Annotated in this window: 15 protein-coding genes; 4 read left to right on the top strand and 11 right to left on the bottom strand. The window is 43.8% G+C overall.

All coding sequences use genetic code 11. From position 1 onward, the window contains the following. The first annotated feature begins 103 nt into the window (after window positions 1-103). Complete coding sequence (gene glgB, locus OCV44_RS16445) at window positions 104-2,284, top strand: 1,4-alpha-glucan branching protein GlgB (RefSeq protein WP_139683763.1); 2,181 nt, start codon at window positions 104-106, stop codon at window positions 2,282-2,284. A gap of 130 nt (window positions 2,285-2,414) precedes the next feature. Here the strand turns inward: glgB and OCV44_RS16440 are convergent, their stop codons facing one another. From OCV44_RS16440 to OCV44_RS16420, 5 genes are all read right to left on the bottom strand, one after another. After that, window positions 2,415-3,254 carry an energy-coupling factor transporter transmembrane component T family protein gene (locus OCV44_RS16440; protein ID WP_139683764.1) on the bottom strand — a complete coding sequence of 280 codons (840 nt, stop codon included), beginning with the start codon at window positions 3,252-3,254 and terminating at the stop codon, window positions 2,415-2,417. Further along, window positions 3,251-4,945 (bottom strand): ABC transporter ATP-binding protein, encoded by a 1,695-nt coding sequence (locus OCV44_RS16435; RefSeq protein ID WP_139683765.1) that lies wholly within the window; start codon window positions 4,943-4,945, stop codon window positions 3,251-3,253. The genes OCV44_RS16440 and OCV44_RS16435 overlap by 4 nt, the downstream gene beginning before the upstream one ends. 6 nt (window positions 4,946-4,951) lie before the next feature. Further along, window positions 4,952-5,500 (bottom strand): ECF-type riboflavin transporter substrate-binding protein, encoded by a 549-nt coding sequence (locus OCV44_RS16430; RefSeq protein ID WP_139683766.1) that lies wholly within the window; start codon window positions 5,498-5,500, stop codon window positions 4,952-4,954. 308 nt (window positions 5,501-5,808) lie between these two features. Further along, window positions 5,809-6,939: an HlyD family secretion protein gene (locus OCV44_RS16425; protein ID WP_086050582.1), complete on the bottom strand. Its 1,131-nt coding sequence runs from the start codon at window positions 6,937-6,939 to the stop codon at window positions 5,809-5,811. Beyond that, entirely contained in the window at window positions 6,939-7,334 is a 396-nt protein-coding gene (locus tag OCV44_RS16420) for a DUF3302 domain-containing protein (RefSeq protein ID WP_139683767.1), read from the bottom strand. Before OCV44_RS16420 ends, OCV44_RS16425 begins: the two co-directional genes overlap by 1 nt. A 265-nt stretch (window positions 7,335-7,599) precedes the next feature. Between OCV44_RS16420 and OCV44_RS16415 the strand changes: the two genes are divergently transcribed. Further along, window positions 7,600-8,508, top strand: a complete 909-nt coding sequence (locus tag OCV44_RS16415; protein WP_139683768.1) for a DMT family transporter — start codon at window positions 7,600-7,602, stop codon at window positions 8,506-8,508. 143 nt (window positions 8,509-8,651) lie between these two features. Here the strand turns inward: OCV44_RS16415 and OCV44_RS16410 are convergent, their stop codons facing one another. The 4 genes from OCV44_RS16410 to deoD form a co-directional block, all read right to left on the bottom strand. Beyond that, window positions 8,652-10,232 carry a GGDEF domain-containing protein gene (locus OCV44_RS16410; protein ID WP_139686025.1) on the bottom strand — a complete coding sequence of 527 codons (1,581 nt, stop codon included), beginning with the start codon at window positions 10,230-10,232 and terminating at the stop codon, window positions 8,652-8,654. Next, entirely contained in the window at window positions 10,232-11,701 is a 1,470-nt protein-coding gene (locus tag OCV44_RS16405) for a hypothetical protein (protein WP_139686012.1), read from the bottom strand. The genes OCV44_RS16410 and OCV44_RS16405 overlap by 1 nt, the downstream gene beginning before the upstream one ends. A 185-nt stretch (window positions 11,702-11,886) precedes the next feature. Continuing rightward, complete coding sequence (locus OCV44_RS16400; protein WP_139686013.1) at window positions 11,887-13,356, bottom strand: IS1 family transposase; 1,470 nt, start codon at window positions 13,354-13,356, stop codon at window positions 11,887-11,889. Between the two features lie 80 nt (window positions 13,357-13,436). After that, window positions 13,437-14,147, bottom strand: coding sequence for a purine-nucleoside phosphorylase (deoD, locus tag OCV44_RS16395; protein ID WP_004732072.1), 711 nt, complete (start codon window positions 14,145-14,147; stop codon window positions 13,437-13,439). A 344-nt stretch (window positions 14,148-14,491) separates the two neighbouring features. On the opposite strand from deoD, the gene OCV44_RS16390 reads away from it, so the two are divergent. After that, a complete protein-coding gene (locus OCV44_RS16390; RefSeq protein WP_139686014.1) occupies window positions 14,492-15,487 on the top strand; it encodes a L,D-transpeptidase family protein in 996 nt (331 codons plus the stop codon). Between the two features lie 113 nt (window positions 15,488-15,600). Here OCV44_RS16390 and OCV44_RS16385 read toward each other — a convergent pair whose 3' ends face one another. After that, window positions 15,601-15,867 (bottom strand): Lpp/OprI family alanine-zipper lipoprotein, encoded by a 267-nt coding sequence (locus tag OCV44_RS16385; RefSeq protein WP_139686015.1) that lies wholly within the window; start codon window positions 15,865-15,867, stop codon window positions 15,601-15,603. A 361-nt stretch (window positions 15,868-16,228) separates the two neighbouring features. On the opposite strand from OCV44_RS16385, the gene OCV44_RS16380 reads away from it, so the two are divergent. Next, entirely contained in the window at window positions 16,229-17,560 is a 1,332-nt protein-coding gene (locus OCV44_RS16380; protein ID WP_139686016.1) for a DEAD/DEAH box helicase, read from the top strand. A gap of 168 nt (window positions 17,561-17,728) precedes the next feature. Here OCV44_RS16380 and OCV44_RS16375 read toward each other — a convergent pair whose 3' ends face one another. Continuing rightward, entirely contained in the window at window positions 17,729-18,976 is a 1,248-nt protein-coding gene (locus OCV44_RS16375) for an SGNH/GDSL hydrolase family protein (protein WP_139686017.1), read from the bottom strand. Window positions 18,977-19,458: the final 482 nt, after the last annotated feature.

Here is a 19,458-nt window from a genome sequence, read left to right as displayed (position 1 = left end):
ACTGAATGCTCATCTGGTAGAATAAATCGTCGTTATATTGCCCGCACTAATAGCGGGCATTTTTGTATTATGTTTTTTGGATGTTTGGTTAGGGAGAAGCGTTTTGGAACTAAGTTCGATTTCAAAGCAAAAACAAATATATACCCAACTATCACAGGCTTGCTTCACAGACCCATTTGCGTTTTTAGGGCCATACTTACCGTCTGAACAAGGTTCATTACGAGTGTGGATTCCTGGAGCAGATAAAGTCGAGTTGATTGTTGGAAAGGAACCTCGTATTAAGTTAGCGCGAGAGGGTGAAAGTGGTTTCATTCTTAAGCAAGAAAGAGACTTACGTTTTACTCACTACAAGCTTGCGGTTGATTGGAATGGAGTAGAGCAGATCATCGATGATCCATACCAGTACCATGATCTGTACGCGAGTTATGAGGATCTTCATACACCTAAAGATATGTATCATCACATGGGGGCTCAGTTTATTACGCTAGAGCGTGATGGGCAGACGATTTCAGGCACGCGTTTCTTGGTGTACGCACCGCATGCAACAGCGGCTAGCTTGGTGGGTAACTTCAACGCTTGGGATGGTCGTCGCCACCCAATGCAACGCTTAGATTACGGTATGTGGGGCTTATTCATTCCCGATCTGGAAGAAGGCGCACAATACAAATTTGAATTAAAAGGACCTGATGGCGAAGGCTTGCCACATAAAGCTGACCCATGGGGTTTCTATTCTGAGCAGTACCCATCATTTTCATCTGTTACCTACGATCACGCTCGCTACCAGTGGCAAGATTCTCAATGGCAGAATCGCCCGGTCACGCAAAAGCGCAAAGAAGCCCTTTCATTCTATGAATTGCATGCCGGCTCTTGGAAGCGCAATGCTGAAGGTGAATTCCTAAACTACCGTGAGCTAGCGGCAGAGCTAATCCCATATCTAACGGATCTGGGTTACACACACGTCGAGTTGATGCCGGTTTCAGAACACCCGTTTTACGGCTCTTGGGGTTATCAGCCAATAGGCTTGTTTGCGCCAACAAGTCGTTTTGGCTCTCCAGATGATTTCAAATTCTTCGTCGATCAATGTCACCAAGCCGGTTTAGGTGTTGTTCTGGACTGGGTTCCTGCCCACTTTCCAAGTGATGATCACGGCTTAGCTAACTTTGATGGAACGCCTTTGTTCCACGATCCCGATCCACGTCGTGGTTGGCACCAAGATTGGAACTCGTACATTTACGACTTAGGCAAAGAGCATGTTCGTCGTTTCTTGGTAGCAAACGCTCTGTACTGGTTCGAACAATTCCATATCGACGGTATTCGTGTTGATGCGGTTGCTTCGATGTTGTACCTCGATTACTCGCGTAGCCATGATCAATGGATTCCGAATGTTGACGGTGGTAATGAAAACTACGACGCTATCGCGACCCTTAAGTGGATGAACGAAGAAGTGTACAAACACTTCCCGAATGCGATGACAATTGCTGAAGAATCGACGGCTTTCCCGGGTGTTTCAGCACCAACCTTTATGGGCGGTTTAGGCTTCGGTTTTAAGTGGAACATGGGTTGGATGCACGATAGCTTGTCTTACATTCAAGAAGATCCAATCAACCGTAAATATCACCACGATACGATTACCTTCCCGTTGGTTTATGCTCACAGCGAAAATTACGTATTGTCTCTATCTCACGATGAGGTGGTTTACGGTAAAGGCTCTATCCACAACAAGATGCCGGGTGATGAGTGGCAGCAAACGGCTAACCTACGCGCTTACATGGGTTACATGTATGCACAACCGGGTAAAAAGCTGAACTTCATGGGCGCTGAATTCGGTCAAACGGCTGAATGGAATCATGATGATCAACTGCAGTGGTTCTTGTTGGAATATGAACGCCACCAAGGTGTTCAACGCTTAACCAAAGATTTGAACAATCTATACCGCTCTGAGGCGGCAATGCACGATCTTGATTTCGACCCGAAAGGTTTTGAATGGCGTCTACAAGATTCTGCTGAAGCAAGTATCTTAGCTCATGAACGTATTAGTGAGTCGGGTGAACGAGTCTTGGTTGTTTCTAACTTTACGCCTGTTCCTCATGAGCGTTTCCGTTTAGGTGTTCCAGCCCAAGGCCAGTACTCGCTATTGCTGAATACTGACTCGGCTGATTACGCAGGCAGCGGTTTTGAAGTGAAGCAGGTTGCTGAGGTTGAATCAGTCGCGAGTGAAGGTTTAGACACGTCGATTGAGCTGCGTTTACCACCACTTTCAACGGTGTTTTATAAATTAGACTAATAGTCACAAATACGAAAAAGGGAGCCTTGAGGCTCCCTTTTTTTGTTTCGTTTTTCATTCTAAGACGGCTTGAATTTCATTGAGTAGAGCATTAATCAGCACGTAATTTAAGCGTCGATTTCAATGAAAACTAAAATGGATACCAGAATAATTGTGGTTCTAAAACACGTTTTACGATCGCTAACACAACGATAAAGGCGATAACCATTAGCCAAACAAAATCGATACTTTTCAACGGTGCATAGCTATACCAGGTCCGTGACTTGTGTCGACCAAAACCTCGTAGCGTCATTGCATTTGAAATCTCGTCTGCACGGTCCAAGCTAGAAAAAATCAGTGGGCCTAGAACCTTAGCCACGTTTTTGATGCGAGTGAGTAAAGGTGCTTTCTTCGATAGTTCGACGCCACGAGCCTGTTGCGCGTGCATGATATTGATGAAGTCTTTTTTAACTTCAGGTAAATAACGTAGCGTTAAGCTGACCGCATAGGCGATTTTGTATGGAACACCGATACGGTTGAGGCTTGCTGCAAACTCGGTCGGATGCGTGGTAAAGACGAATATTAACGCTATCGGGAACATGCTCATGTATTTGAGCGTGACAGTGACTAAGTAAAACAGGGTCTCTTGGCTTAACGAGTAGCTTCCTGGCAGTGTCAGCAATAGAGTCTCGCTACCGATGAGCTCTGTACCTTGCTGTGGGGCAAGCAGGTACATGAACAAAGCATTTAGGCTCAGTACACTCACCGTTCCCAATAACAAAGGCTTATAAACGCGCACAGGCACATTGGTAAGCTTTAGCAGGAACAAACCAGTCACAATAAGCAACGCAATCAATCTCAGGTCGAACGTAGTCAAAACCACAGTCACCCAAGCGAGAAAAAGTACAAATTTAGTGATGCCGTTCAGTGCGTGTAGTGGTGATTTAGTATCAATGTAGTTGATGCCAAATTTCACTTTTGATGCATTCATAGCGAGCTTCTCTCGTTGTCGATGAAGTACTGCATAAATGCGTTGGTGTCGTCGATTTTCATCATAGTCGCAAGTTCATAAATGCTGGTGGTACAAAGGTTCGCACGTTCTAAAAGCGATGGCTGACTAAACACTTCCGTCATGGCTGCATTCGCAATCAACTTACTGTCTGCGATTACGATCGAACGTGTGGTGTATTCTAGAACCAAGTGCATGTCGTGTGAGATGATCACAACAGTAATACCCAAATCTCGGTTAAGCTTTTGGATGAATGCCAGCATGGATGTGTAGTTACGGTAGTCTTGGCCTGCTGTAGGCTCATCTAAGATGAGGAGTTCAGGCTCCAACACTAAGATAGAAGCTATGGTTACGCGCTTTTTCTGACCGTAGCTCAGAGCTTCAATGGGCCAGTGACGGAACTTGCTTAACCCACATAGTTCAAGAACATGCTCTACTTTTTCTGTGATCAGCTGCTCTGCAATACCGCGGTTACGAAGACCAAAAGCAATCTCATCAAAAATCATATGATGTGAGATCATATGATTCGGATTCTGCATCACTACACCGACTTTCTGGCTTCTTTCAAAGATGGAAAGTTCAGATAAGTCTTGACCATTTAGATAGGAAGAGCCTGAATCAGCATCGATCACACCCATGATCAGTTTGGTGATAGTGGATTTACCCGAACCGTTCTTGCCCAGAATCGAGACAAACTCACCTTTACCAATTTTGAAACTCACATCTTCGAGTGCATTCTTTTCGCCATCGTAAGAATAAGTTAAGCCATGAACTTCGAGCAAAGGCTGGTACTGCTTTTCTGCAGCAGGGGCAGGGCGCTCAGCAAACCAAGCTTGAACAGCAGGGCGAAACCTTTTGTAATCCAAAGCTTTGAGGTTTGATAGCTTATCTTCGCTTCGGAGTGGGGCTTGCGCTGCTTTAAGTGCGGATAAGTAAAGAGGCTCACGAATACCGTGAGTTTCTAGTAACTTGGACGCTAAGATGTCATCCGGAGTCATATCCGCGACGATTTCACCGCGCTCCATTAAGATCACACGATCGATATCGCGATGTAGAACATCCTCAAGACGATGCTCGATAATCACGATAGTCTTGTTGGTTTCTTTATGAAGTTGGTCGATGATCTCAATCGTTGCTTTGCCCGTTTTCGGGTCAAGGCTTGCTAAAGGCTCATCAAACAGCAAAATATCGACGTCGTCGACCAAGATTCCTGCCAACGATACTCGTTGCTTTTGACCACCTGAAAGGTCATGAGGAGAGCGCTCAAGCATATCCGCTAGGTCGACCATTTTTGCAGTCGATTTAACTAACGGGTACATATCAATGTTCGACATCAACTGGTTTTCTAATGCGAACGCGATATCTTCACCGATACTTAACCCCACAAATTGGCTGTCAGTATCTTGTAATACTGTGCCTACTTGCTCGGTATAGTCGTGCATTGAAAATTCAGAGATATTCTTACCGTTGATCTCTAAAGACCCAGATACCTCACCTTTGATTGCATGAGGTATCAGACCATTGAGACACTGACCTAGCGTAGATTTACCACTACCACTTGGTCCAATAATGACGATTTTCTCTCCTTTCTCTATCCTTAGATTGATATTTTTTAGCGTCGGTTTATCCAGCGACTCATATCTAAAAGAGAAGTTCGAAAATGCTATAGTCATTAGCGTTTATGCCTCGGTCAGGTTACGGCTTTGTTTGTTACGTTTAGCGACTGATTTTAGAATCAGGAAGCCTACCACTGCGATAAGAATAGTGTTGCCCGCAGCGATGATAGACAGTTGAGTGAAGACTTTAGTAAACGGTTCTGCGTATAGGATGGTGTCTAGGAACGCAGAGCTACCATAACCCACAACGTTACCCGTAAGCGCAAGTACCACGAACAGTGCAAAATCTTTCATTGGTAGTTCGCCTTGTTGAAGGCGATTCTTAGTCATCATTGGGAATAAGCCGATAACCATACCGACAATACCTGAGCCTAATACCCAAGTTAACCATACCCCCCAACCTGCAAACAAATCCGTTACCCAGTGACCGATAAAGCCAACCAAGAAGCCAACAATAGGGCCAAACAAAACAGAAAACAGTGCTAGGACAGCCATTGCTGGTTTCAATGTCGTGTTAGCAAACACTGGGACACCAAACATAGGTAAACCACCAATGCCGTACAGTGCCGCGCCAATAGCAATAACGACGACTGTTTTAGCTGAAAAGTTCATAGATAACCTCGAATACTGAAAATAAAGCATAATATTCGCCATTATTAATATGCGTTTCAATGAGAACGTTTTTTGGGCAAATATAAAAAATAAGGCGCGCATTATACAGTAGAACCCTTCCATAAGGGAAGATAAGTGTCTAGATGTCTAAAATTCCACCTTAGTAGGCTAATGCGGCGTAAAAAACGCGACTTTACGGTTAATCAAGCAACAAAAAAGCCAGAACGAGTCTGGCTTTTTTATTCGTCTTAACAATATGTTAAGCGGGGTCGTCGTATATCTACGACCGTTTAGTGGTCTAGCTCTAGTTAGTGGTCTAGATATAGGTAGTTTTGCCAGCTCTTCATGCGAATAAGTACTTTACGCATGATAGATACGTGAGTGAAGCTGTCAGAATAAACGGCTACTTCAACGGCAGTACCCATAGGCAAATGGTACTCAGACAGGTCATCAGTGATGGTCAGCTTAACAAATACACGGCCGCTGGTACGCAGTGCGTCAGTACCTAGAAGTGTGCCTCGAGCTTGGAATTGACTCTCACCAATCGCTGGGATCACTTCATCAATGCGTCCTTTAAACACTTTTCCTGGCAGTGCTCTAAATAGAAACTCAGCTTCGTAGCCAGGTTGCAGGCGTTGTAGTGAGTTTTGTCTAAAGGCTGCGGTATAAAATTGTGCTTCAGTGTGAACAAAGGTCATCACAGGCGCTAATGGTAGTGGTACAGCCATTACACCTGGACGCAGTGCTAGTTGAGTTACGTAGCCATCGGTTGGTGCTCTTACCACCGTTTGGTCAAGGTTGAATTCAGCTTTACGCAAATCAGCAAGTAAGCCTGCTACCGCGGTATTCTCACCACCAATCTCAGAGTTAAGTGCGATCTGAGCTTGTTGCTGGTTCGCTTCGGCTACTTTTACTGCGGCTTCTGCACCCTTATAAGCTTGTCTGCGAGTATCTAATTGTTGTTCAGTGAATGCACCACTCTCAAAACCACGTTTGTAACGAGAAAACTCGCGCTGAGCTTTATCTCTTTCGGCAATGGCTTTGATTTTGGCGGCTTCTGCTTCTCCAACTTGGGACTCTAGACCTAAGGCGCCTTGGCTCGCTTCTTTTACTTTGGCTTGCAGCTTAGCCACTTCAGCTTCAAAAGGAATTGGGTCTATCTTGAAAAGGATATCGCCTTTCGTGAGAGGTTTATTCGCTTCAACCGGAACCTCGATAACTTTGCCTCGAACCCCAGAAACAATCGGTGTGGTTGAGTAAACTTGATTACCGATTTGTGTGAAAGGGTGGTTGTAGTTCATCAATAGAATCAAAGTACCGATGAGGACAACACCACCTAGTACGGCAGTGGGGACAGTCCATTTGTTTAGCGGGATGTTGAATACTTTGAAAATCGTAATACAAAGTGCCGCGTAGGTCATTATCAGCAGTAAATCCATTACTTAGCCTCCTGATCTTGAACGTTGTTTGTCTCTATCTCTGTGCTATTTTGCTCAATGCCCGCTTGCTTTAGCTGTGCGATTTCGTTCTGAAGTGAACTCACTTGGTCGATGAGGGTGTCGACTCGGTGATGAATATCGTGTTGTTCTTCTTCAAGCTTAGCGAAACCCCAACCACGATCTTTGCGCCACAACGTAGCCCAAATCCAAAGGAACGGCCAAATAGTGTGTAAAGTGAATAGGCTAACCCAGCCTGAGACATGGATAGCATCTTGATGAGGGTGATTGCGTTCTTTCGCAATTTCATAGGGAATATCGTGAATAACGATGATGCCGTAAAAGATAACTAATGCTACGAAAATCAGTAGACCGAGTGCAAAGTAGTCTAAAAACATAACAGATCCTTGTAATGTTAGATGTTAGTTATAAATATACTACGCTATCATCCAAGTAATTGTTATCAAAATGGTTTACCAATCTGCAAATAATAGGTTGCCGCTGATAATGAGAACGAAATCATTGATGGGTCTTATAAAATTCAATTGAACTTGAATAGCTTATTTCGGATTTCTTGTTGGTATTCTTGCTGACAATATGACAGTTCTGATGTAAACGGCGCGCATTGCCACAATAACCACATACAACAAAGGATAAATGCGGATGTATATCGGTGAATTAGCGGCTATTGGCGCTGCGATGGTGTGGGCGTGTGCAACATGGATTTACGGGCAGTTTGGGCATCGCTTCTCTGCGATGCAGTTGAATATTGTTAAGGGCGTTGTTGCCTCTGGCATGATGCTATTAGTCATGCCCTTAATACCGATGCCTGAGTTTGAACTGAATGCTAAACATTTTTGGATCTTAGCCATCTCAGGCGTTATTGGAATTGCGATTGGTGATAGTGCCTATTTTGCGGCATTAAAAAGAATTGGTGCCAATAAGACCTTGTTGCTGGAATCTCTGGCTCCCCCTCTTTCTGGTGTTTTGGCATTAATGTTTCTTGGCGCGGCACTCACTTTGCAAAGTTGGCTCGGTGTTGTGATAACAACCTTAGCGGTGACCTTTGTGGTCTTTCAGCCGTCGAAATCAGCGAACGGTAATGATATTTCTAATGAAAAAGCACAGTGGGGTGGCATTGGATATGGGCTTATGGCAAGTGTTTGTCAGGCGTCGGGTGTGGTGATTTCCCACTACGCATTGGTGGCGGGTGACGTTCCACCATTGTTAGGTGCTTTGATTCGCCTGACGATTGGCGTGTTTGCCGTAATGCTGATTATCCCTTTCGTTGAAAAGAAGCCGTACTCGTCGATAAAAAGAGATTTATGGGCAATGACCAAGCTCGATAAACTTTGGTTATTAGGGGCAATCTTTGTCGGGACGTTTCTCGCTCTATGGCTTCAGCAAGTGGCGTTGAAAAATGCCAACCCTGCGATTGCTCAAACATTAATAGCGACCAGCCCGGTCTTTATTTTGGTGATTTATGCGATTAGAGGAGAGAAGGTGTCAAAGCAAAGTATCATCGGGACACTGCTCGCATTAGGTGGAATCTCTTTGTTCTTTTATCAATAAGAGGCTAGCTTAGCTACAGACCTACAGACCTACAGACCTACAGACCTACAGACCTACAGACCTACAGACCTACAGACCTACAGAGTTATAGAGCTAAAGAGTTGCAAAGCTATAAAGCTATAAAGTTAGAGACCTAGGTGTCACTACTCTGTACACACTTGATTACGTCCGTTGGCTTTAGCTCGGTATAGGGCTTTATCTGCACGATAGAAGGTACGCTGAGTATTTTCTCCCTCGCGATGCAAAGTGATACCGATACTCACGGTTAAACCGCGCTCGCCGAGTATTTCATGCCACCCAAATTGGAAGATACGCTCTCGATAATTTTCAGAGTGCATTTCAGCTTTCGCAAGGTCAGTATTCTCAAGGATGACGAGAAACTCTTCTCCACCAAACCTGACACATGACGCGCCTCTAAACTTGAAGTATGAACGCAGTTCTTGAGAAACGTTGACGATCGCTTTATCACCCACTAAGTGGCTCAGTTCATCATTGATTGACTTAAAGTGGTCGATATCGATAACCATTAATGCAAAAGGCGTTTCGTGTAGCAGTAGATCTTTCAGTTTTACATCTAACCAGCGACGGTTGTGTAACCCCGTCAGTGGATCGGTGAAAACATCTTGTTGTAGCTGAGCAACTGTATTTTTATGTTGCTCTGTTGTCTCTTTAAGCTCTTTGTTCTCTTGTTCGGAGAGAATGAGTTTAAGTTGTAATTCAAATCGAGATAGACGGCGCAGTTGGCTTGCACCAAGTTCGCTGATCGGGATCTGCTTCATCAGATCCGTTTCAATTCGGTAGCCTTTCTTCTCGTAGCTCAGCGCTTCTTGAAAACGTCCTTGATTCATACACACATCACTTAGAGAATCATAGAAGCGCTTCGCAAGCACTGGTGACGAGCCGGGCTTCACACGTTTGTGGGTGCTCGACAAGATCATACTTGCATAGTCTTGCTTTCCGGTCGCACTCAGGCAATGTGCCAACTCTAGACGTGTCATGGTCGCGAGCCAACTTGCTTGAGTACTGTTGGCTGGATATTGAATTTTTGACAGACAACGTAGCGCTTCATGGTACTTTTTCTTAGCACGGAGCACTTTTGCTTGATACAACAATATCTGAGCTGTGAGTAGCTTATCACTCACTAAAATGCTCAGTTCTTCGCATTCGTTCAGTAAATCGCTGGCCGCCGTTATTCGGTTAAGCAGTAGTAGACTTGCTACCATATAAAGCTTGAATTTAAGACGAAGTGATCGACTGCTTATCGCGTGATCTATGCTATTGATTTTTTGGTAGTAGCGAAGAGCTCTGCTGTGATCTCCGTAAGCGTCACACAGGTTCCCCATACCTAAGATAGCCATGACATATTCATCGATATGCCCGTGCTCAACGGCGATTGTTGATGAACTGACGAATTCATTCAGTGCCGACGTGTAATCACCAATTTCAACTAAGCGATCACTTAAGCTGGTCTTTACAGTAAGAATATCTTCTATATCGGTAGGGAGGTGGAGTAGGTCGAGTGCCAGTTTTAACTCTTCAATACTGGTTTGATTTTGTTGCAACTCGGCGCGGTACTCAGAGCTGATGATGTAACAGTGTGCTTGTTCTGTTTGTGTAGTCGAAACGTGTTGGCGAATATGATTCCAGAATATGATCGCCTCTTCACCCGATACCGATGAAGGATCTAGACCTGCATCTGTAATCTTGCTTAATAGGGTTTCCATCATTCTGTTACCTCAGCATCGTCTTCTTCTAGTTGTTCAAGAGTGAACGGGAACGTCAAAATATCGTTGAGGCTGACGGTCGGTCTCGACCCTTTTAATCCTTTTCTGTGCCATGGATAGATATCTAGCATGGTGGTCAGAGTTTTAAAGATCTGGTCTGCAGCTTCGTCTTTTTCGGAAAGCATCAGAGCAACGCGTTCTGAACTTAGCCTTGCAATGAAGTCGTTCTGATTACACAAGGTATGCGCTATCTCGGTACAGACATCTAAGTAATCGGTATCGATGTGATGGAACATGATGATGCAGTGATTAGAGCGTTTAAGCTCCGTCTTAAATAGTACCAGTTTTTCCCACCAGAAGGTTTCGGAAACGACATAAGAGAGGTGCTTTTCCGGGTCGTGTTCGTGCTGACCTCGAATGCGGTTAATTAGCTTACGAGCTCTCTGTTCAAGCTGGCGTTTTGAACTGCGCGCTTTGTCTAAACCGACACGATTTGTTTGTTCTTTAAGCATGCCGGTAGAATATTGACGGTACTTCTTAAAAGCGATCAATGCGGCTTCAAAATCTTGATTTTCTTCTGCGACTAAAGACTGTTGATAGCAAATTTGACTAAGCAGTTCGCCATTATCGAATTCGTTTGCTGACTCTTCTGCCAGCCTGAGCAACTCGGCTGCTTGTTCTGGTCTCTTTCTTAAGAGCTCCAGTCTAGCTCGGCTGATGTAGGAGTGCGCTTTCATCCATACCAGGTTGTGTTCTACTGCTAGCTTGTGCGCTTTGGCTGTGGCTCGCTCTGCATCATCTAAACGTTCAAGGCCAAGTAGGGCAAGGCCTCTAAAATCCCAGACTTCAGCGTGCCAAGTATTATCTTTATATTCTTTTAAGGCTTCTTCTGCACCGTCGAGCACCGATAGCATTTCAACATAGTTGTTGAGCAGGTAGTAATCCCATGCGAGAAGTATTCTTGCTTTGCCTTCTAACCAACCAATGCGGCTGTTATTCGCCACTTTTACAGCGAGCTGGTGGGTGGAGCGTGCAAGTTTATATTCGTGAGTCATTCGCCAAATGTTGCCAAGGCCAATGAGACATTCAATTTGAATATCCACTTCATCAACCAATGCAGACTGTTCTAATGCATTGATCCAGAACTGTTGGGCGGAGTAATACTTGGCTTGTCCCCAGAATTGGAGTGCGTGTAAGTGGAGAATTTCAGGGAGAAAATGATCGGTATCTAATCGGCTTTGGCGCTTGTAGGCTTCCTTGATGTATTTTAAACCTTTCTGGTAATCCATAAGGTTCCAACAGCATCTCGCCATTAACATTAATGACTGGATAGCGCCCTCTTCAAACAGAACTTGCTCTGATCTGACTAGGCATTGTTGTGCAATCTCTAGGATCACCAATGGCTCAGAATCAACGCGAGTTTTGAGTTGTTCTAGTTCGGTTTCAAGAAGGTACTGATTTTTGTCCAAGGCTTAGATCCATAATTATCGAACATATTGATAACACAATCATTATAGGAGTGTGATTGAGGATAAGCATCAATTATCTCTCGCTGAGCATAAAGGGGACACGTATCTTTTCCAATTTTGGGTGTTATCTCATGCTTTTGCTTTTAAATCAACGAGTTCTAGAGTGCGCCTCTAGATGTATAATCCTATGAAAGCAATTGCTTAAGGGTTAATGGCTGCTCTGTCACCCCTAAGCGTTGTGCTGCCGTAAGCCCTTCCTTATCTTGGTAGCACAGATTGTGCCAAGATCTAAATATGTCGAGTAATGGAAGAATGCCCCCAGGGCGAAGTTTACGTCTTGGCTCATTGATGAAGCTGTCGAATAACAACTGAAAACGTTGTTGATAGAACTTTGTTTGCTGAATTGAGGCTGTATTAAACCACTGTTTTGGTTCTGGATTATTACCCGTTAGGTAGCAGATACCTTTTTGGTTGTCACCTTGACTCGCGATAGCCCAACGATCGCGCCACCAACTCATATGAACGATGTCGATCTTTTCAAAATTTTGGTCATCTTGCCAACCTGAGTCTTCCTCTACATACATAAGGTCAACATTTTGACTCTGAATGCGTGGCAAGCAAACGCTTAGAGCGGCAGATCTTAGTAATGGATCTTGTGGCATATAGATGGTGACATGCTTTTTCTCATCACACATATCAAGCACGTGTAGGAAGTGAGCATAGGAAGTATAAGGCGGTCGAATCAGAGCGCCCTTCGAAGGGTAACTGAATGTCGTAAGGTTCCCCATCGGGTCCTCTACATTACCTCTCGCAAGAATCACTTGATACTGCTGTTCAATGCGCTCTTTTAGCTTGTCAGACGGCTGAGGTAGTTCTAGATTCGCTTCTGAAGAGTGCTCTTTGGACACAAAGCGTGCAACGTCATCGTAAGGATTGTGATCAGCACTTCCAGATGGTTCTTCATTTTGAGAATAATTGACGTGTTGGCAAAGGATATAGCCAGAGTGTGCCTCGCCGGTCGCTATCCAAACTACACCATTATTGCTTTTCGGTTGTAAGCGCTGGTAGTGAGAAGCGAATTGGTAATCTTTAGCATGGTTGACCCAGCGAGCATCGATCATCGCTAACTTGCGACGACAGCGACTGGCGATATGGTCAACATGATCATAGAAAGTCTTTGGATTGATCTCTAATTTTCTACAAATTTCACGTACGGAATAACCCATGAACAATAAGCCCATGAGGTTCTCTTGAAACTGAAGTTTTTTATTGGATCCCGACCACTTATCAACGAAGGTTGATTGGCAGTCTTTGCATCTGTAACGCTGCCTATCGCCACTGTAGCCGAAGGCATGATAAAGATGTTTGTGGGTATGAACCGATAAGCCAAAGTTATCGCAATCATCATTACGACAAGCAGGGAGCCCGTCGCTGTGAAGTTGTCTTAGGCGATGAAGTTCGCTTAACACTTCACGATTGTTAAGTAAGGGGGGGAAAGCTCCACATTCACGACAAACCATCGCTGGACGCTTAGGGTTTGCGTGTTGCAAAACATACCGTTTTGCATCGCTCAAGCCAAAGTTGTCACACGCCAATGTTTTACAAAAGTTGAGTTGCAAACCATCCGCATCTTTTGGCAGCTTGTCGTTAGACACGATCTCCCCCTCGGGATTATTTGAGCAGCCAAGTGAGCTTGGCTGCGGGGTAACGCTTTTCAATGTATCTGATCAAATCGTTAGATGTTGATTGCAGTCTCTAGAGCAACTTTCATCATGTCGTTGAACGATTTTTGACGGTCTTCAGAGCTTAGTTTCTCACCACGGATGATGTGGTCAGATACTGTTAGGATAGTTAGAGCTTTAGCACCAAGATCCGCAGCAACACCGTAGATACCAGCTGCTTCCATATCAACACCAAGGATGCCTAGCTTTTCCATTTTTTCGAAAAGGTCAGCTTCTGGAGTGTAGAAAAGGTCAGCAGAGAATACGTTACCAACTTTAACTGGAACTTCTTGTGCACGAGCTTGGTTTACAGCTTCTTCTAGAAGACCGAAATCAGCGATAGCAGCGAAGTCATGGTTGTTGAAACGAATGCGGTTTACTTTTGAGTCAGTCGATGCGCCCATACCGATAACAACGTCCATTAGTTTAACGTCGTCACGTACCGCACCACAGCTACCTACGCGAATAACGTTTTTCACGCCGTATTCAGCGATAAGCTCGTGTACGTAGATGCAGCATGATGGAATACCCATACCGTGACCCATTACAGAAACTTTCTTACCTTTGTAAGTGCCTGTGTAACCAAACATGTTGCGAACGTCACAAACTTGCTTCACGTCATCAAGGAAGGTTTCTGCAATGTATTTTGCGCGAAGCGGGTCGCCCGGCATAAGTACAGTTTCTGCGAAATCACCAGCTTGAGCATTAATATGAGGTGTAGCCATGGTCGTTCTCCAAAGTTTTAACGGTAATTATAGGAACAGGATTTATTAATTACCGTTTCTGTTGAATTGAATTCGTTTTGTTGAGGCAATATTAGCGAGTTAAAACGAGGCTCCGTGAGATGTTTGTCACAAATTTGCTCTGCCTTTAAAGTAATATTCATATAGATAACTAAATATGTTGAAAGTTTAGAGGCAATCGATTTTGTATGGTTAAATTTCGCTATGTCTGGAGGGAAAATGATGAATAAAGGCCTGTTGCATATCAGTTTGGAGCAACAATACGTTGTCGCGACGTTTGATCAGCGATAATCTAAACTTTGATAAAAGACAAACCAAGGAATTGTATGTCGTATTGCGCTAACTTGACGCCTTTGCTCGCTATGAAAACACAACTGCGCAAGATCGCTTTGCTTACTGTGAGAAAGACTTTGTTCCCTCTGGTTACAACTCTACTCGTAGGCGCGATGATTCCGTCGTGGGTGTCTGCTGCAACTTTTGAGTTGCCACCAAAAGAAAGTCGCATTGTCGGAAGAATACAACAACATGAAGTGGCTGCGGGCGAAACGTTGGCCATCATTGCTAAGCAATACGATATTGGTTTTCTCTCTTTAATGGCGGCAAACAAAGGCGTCGATCCTTTTCTTCCTGCTGAAGGTTACGTATTAAGTATTCCTAGCCGCTTGATTCTGCCGGATACACCGAGAAAAGGCATTGTGATTAACCTTGCCGAGTTGAGGCTGTACTACTTTGAACCTGAGAAAAATCAGGTGCATGTATTTCCTGTTGGTATTGGTCGAGTGGGGCGAGATACGCCTGAGATGATCACTAAGATAAGCCAAAAAAGACCCAACCCGACCTGGACGCCTCCAAACTCAATTCGTAAAGAGTACTTAGAGAAAGGGATCGAGTTACCAAGAGTCGTTCCTGCTGGGCCGGAAAACCCTCTGGGCGAGTATGCGTTGCGGCTTGCTTATGGCGCTGGTGATTATCTGATACACGGCACCAATAAAGATTTTGGGATTGGCTTGCGAGTCAGCTCCGGCTGTATCCGCATGGAACCTAAAGATATTGAGTGGCTTTTTGCACAGGTTAGTCGTGGTGAGCAAGTCACAATAATCGATGAGCCTATTAAAGTGTCTTTAGAGCCAGATAGAAGTGTGTTTGTTGAAGCTCACGAACCATTGACGCGAAGCGACGGCTCTAAGAAGTTATTGCAAATCCCCGTTGAATTAAAATGGTGGCTTGAAGATGCAGACCTACCAAATTCAAAAGCGAAAGCGGTGATATTTGCTCAAAATGGCGTACCTGTTGAAATTGCACCGCCTGTGATTGAGTTTTAAAAACGAACCATCCCTCAATAAAAAACGCCACCTCTAAAAGAGGTGGCGTTGTCAATTTACTGCATGTATATACGTCTTTTGAAATCTACAGCCTAATTGAGCTTCTATCTCAATTACTTAGTGTAAGACTCAGCAATGTTATCGATACGGTCGTTAGCACGATCCGCTTCTTCTTTTGCTGCCATAGCGGCTGCAGATGCTTCTTGAGCCTTCATTTCAGCGGCAGCTTTGTCACTCTTAAGCGCTTCAACTTCGCTGCTTAGTTCAGCAACTTGGTTAGTCAATTGATCCATTTCTGACATTGCAGCTTTTTCTGGCTCAGAAGAACAACCTGCTAAAATGAAAACTGAGGCTGCAGCTGCGATTAACGTCTTATTCATAAGAACTCCTTGCTTATTTATCATCAAAAGATGCGCTATACATTCTTTATCATATAGTCGCTTCATTAATGATTGTAGCGACTAATTTTTTAACTGCAAAAACAATAACTAAAGAAATTGCTAAATTTTTGAGGTAATTAGCTAAGCATCACGTTCTGTCTCATTTATGAGATGGTGAAGTTAGAATCGATTTTTATCTTATTTGTAAGGCCTATCCCTTTAGTGTCAATGCATACAATATACTAGGCAACTTGAGATATAAGGATAAATTTACTGTGATCTCTATCCTTATAAAGTACTTTCGCGGTATCATGTCACGTTAAATTAATTTTATTCAATACCATCAAGACTGGAGAGTCCTTTGCACTTTAAAGATTTAGGCTTAGACAACCGCTTACTGAAGAACTTAAAACATTACGACTTCAAGAAAGCGACAGAGATCCAATCAAAAGCGATCCCTGTTGCTATTGCCGGTAAGGATCTATTGGCTTCATCAAAAACGGGATCAGGAAAAACGTTGGCGTTTGTGTTGCCGATGATACATAAAGCATTAAAAACAAAAGCGTTTTCTGCTAAAGATCCTCGTGGTGTAATTTTGGCTCCTACTCGTGAGCTAGCGAAGCAAGTTTACGGCGAGCTGCGTAGCATGCTTGGTGGTCTGTCTTACGAAGCGACACTTATTTTGGGTGGTGAAAACTTTAACGACCAAGTTAAAGCTCTGCGTAAGTACCCTCGTTTTATTGTTGCAACTCCAGGTCGTCTTGCGGATCACCTTGAGCACCGTTCACTGTTTTTAGATGGTGTTGAAACGCTAATCCTTGATGAAGCTGACCGTATGCTGGATTTAGGCTTTGCTCCTGAATTACGTCGTATTGCGAATGCAGCTAAACACCGTCGTCGTCAAACGTTGATGTTCTCTGCGACACTTGATCACGCGGAAGTGAACGACATTGCAAATGAAATGCTAGATTCGCCTAAACGCATCTCAGTGGGTGTTTCTAACGAACAGCACCTTGATATCACTCAGAAATTCTACCTTTGTGACCATCTCGATCATAAAGAAGAAATTTTGGATCGTGTTATTGAAGAAGCTGAATACCGTCAGGTGATGATCTTCACAGCAACTCGCGCTGATACCGACCGTCTGACGGAAAAGCTGAACGAGAAGAAGCTTAAAGCGGTTGCTCTAAGTGGTAACCTAAACCAAACGCAACGTAACGCGATCATGAGCCAATTTGAGCGCGCGGTTTACAAGATTTTGGTAACTACTGATGTTGCTTCACGTGGTATTGATATTCCAAACGTAAGCCACGTTATTAACTTTGATATGCCTAAACATACGGAAGAGTACGTGCACCGTGTTGGCCGTACTGGTCGTGCGGGTAACAAAGGTGATGCAATCTCTTTGGTTGGTCCAAAAGACTGGGACAGCTTCAAGCGTGTTGAGCTTTACCTTCAACAAGATCTTACTTTCTCTGTGCTTGAAGGCTTGAAAGGTAAATTCAAAGGCATTAAGCCACGCAAACCTGCTGTTGCTAAAGGCGGTCCTGCGAAGAAGAAAACAAACACTCAAGCTAAGAAAACGCCTAAGAAACCGGTTAAGCGCGATAAGAGCTTCCACAAGAATGTGGCAGTGGGTGATAGCGTGTTTATCCCTAAGAAGAAAGTTGCGCCAAAAACTGACGACGAGTAATCAACTCGCGTGCGTTAGAAGCTAAGGTTTGCTAAAACCGAACTGTATAAAAGCTAACGTAAATAAAAACCGCCGGTGATGGCGGTTTTTTTGTATCTGTACTTTGCTTAAGCTTTAACTTCCGGTATTTACCGGCGGTAATTTATGATACTGAAGAGAGCTTCCTAGCTAGAAATCAAACGTTGAGAACGAGTACGTTAAGATATGGTCTGCGATGTATTTGTGAGTGGCAGTCGTTGGGTGTGTCACTCCCCAGAAGACATAGCTGTCTGATCCGTACTCTGCGCAATCATTAGTTAAGCTGTGACTTTTTAGGTAGTCGGCTGCTGAGCTTCTATTGATATTAAGGCAGGCATCACTCGCGTTTCGAAAGCCATGTTGCTCTGGATTATCGGTAATGCTGGCGAACAACGCACTCGCATCGAACAACACCACGTTTTTACCCATGCTTTGGTAATACTCGGCCTGCGTCTTGATGAATTGATTGAACTCTAGAATCTTGCCACGAACCTTAATTATCTCTTGTTCAGTTGAGTATTTGAATTGAGGGGCTTTGGTTGCATCGGGCAAGGTGAACAGCAGGATATTGTTTGCACCAGATTCCGTTAAGCGGATCAAAGCGCTGCTGAAATCAGCCTTTACATCAGCCACTTCTCGGTTGTAGTTCATAAAATCATTGAGGCCAAACTCTAAAGTAAACAACGAGTTTTCTGGACGGTAGTTTTTGGCGACTTTCATATAGGTTAAGTAAGAGGTGACTTGGTCATATACTCCGGTTAATGCGACGTATTGATTGGTGCCAGCAGCCCCACCTACTGCCCAATTATAAAGAGGGAGGTCTTTTGCTTTTGCTAAATACTCTGTCCAGACTAAACCGTTAGAGAAGTGCCCTAAAAACCATGAGTTAGCGTTCGGGAAAACCCATTGAGAACCGTTAAATAGGTTACCGGTGTCTGAAAGACTATCTCCGAAGGTGACGATACGGTTGATGGTATTCGCTTGGACAACGTTGTCATTTGTCCAAATCGAGTGGTTATAAGAGAAGCGATTGTCTGCGGCAAAGTAAGTGATGTCTGCGACGTCATTTTGGATGTCGAGCGTTTCTTCACAACGCTGCTTGATTTCAGATTGGGGAGCGTCACTGTAGAACATATTTTTGAAGGAAATAGAAGACCACCAATATCCATTGATCGTGTAGTAATCACCATTTTCATTTTTTGCCCATTTCCAGTCGGTGGCTGGAGAGTCATGTGAGGCATCGGTTCGATACCAGCATCGAACATAAGAATAGGTCTCTGAATCTTGTGTACTCAGTACTTGTGCGGATGTAATTGATTCAGGTGTCGGTATTGCATCTTCAGCAGCATAAGCGCCAAAAGGCAGGGTTAACGCGAGTATAAAAGCTGTATTTCTCATCACTGCATTCTCTTGTTGTATTTAGATAAGCCAAACAAACCGTTTTTGCTTGTGACGGTTTTAATAACTGAATTGCTAATAACTGGTATGACCTATATCTAAAACCAATAACTTTCGTCAATACATTCAGCTTGTTAGCGGCTCATAACTGGCATCAGTGTCAAAGTTTCAACCGCTTTTTGAGTGAAAAATAGTGGCATCGAAGTGAGCTAGCCAATATCTAACATTTGATTTTAACGAGCTATCGCAGGCAAACACGTCGTCATTGATCGGTACGGGACGATTTGTCTATTGAATGCTTAATTGAAAACGTTATCAGCAGGGTGATAAATAAATTTCAATTTAATCAATGATTTAATTGTTCTTTATTTAAAGCTATGTTGCATTTCTAATGTTCATCACAATTGTTTAATTAAAGCTCTATATCACAAAGATCAAGTTGCCACTTTTTATTTTATAAAATAAGCATCTATGTTTTTCCT

Source organism: Vibrio tasmaniensis, assembly GCF_024347635.1.
In the GTDB taxonomy this organism is placed as follows: Bacteria; Pseudomonadota; Gammaproteobacteria; order Enterobacterales; family Vibrionaceae; genus Vibrio; species Vibrio tasmaniensis.
This window is presented reverse-complemented; position numbering and strand designations above follow the sequence as displayed.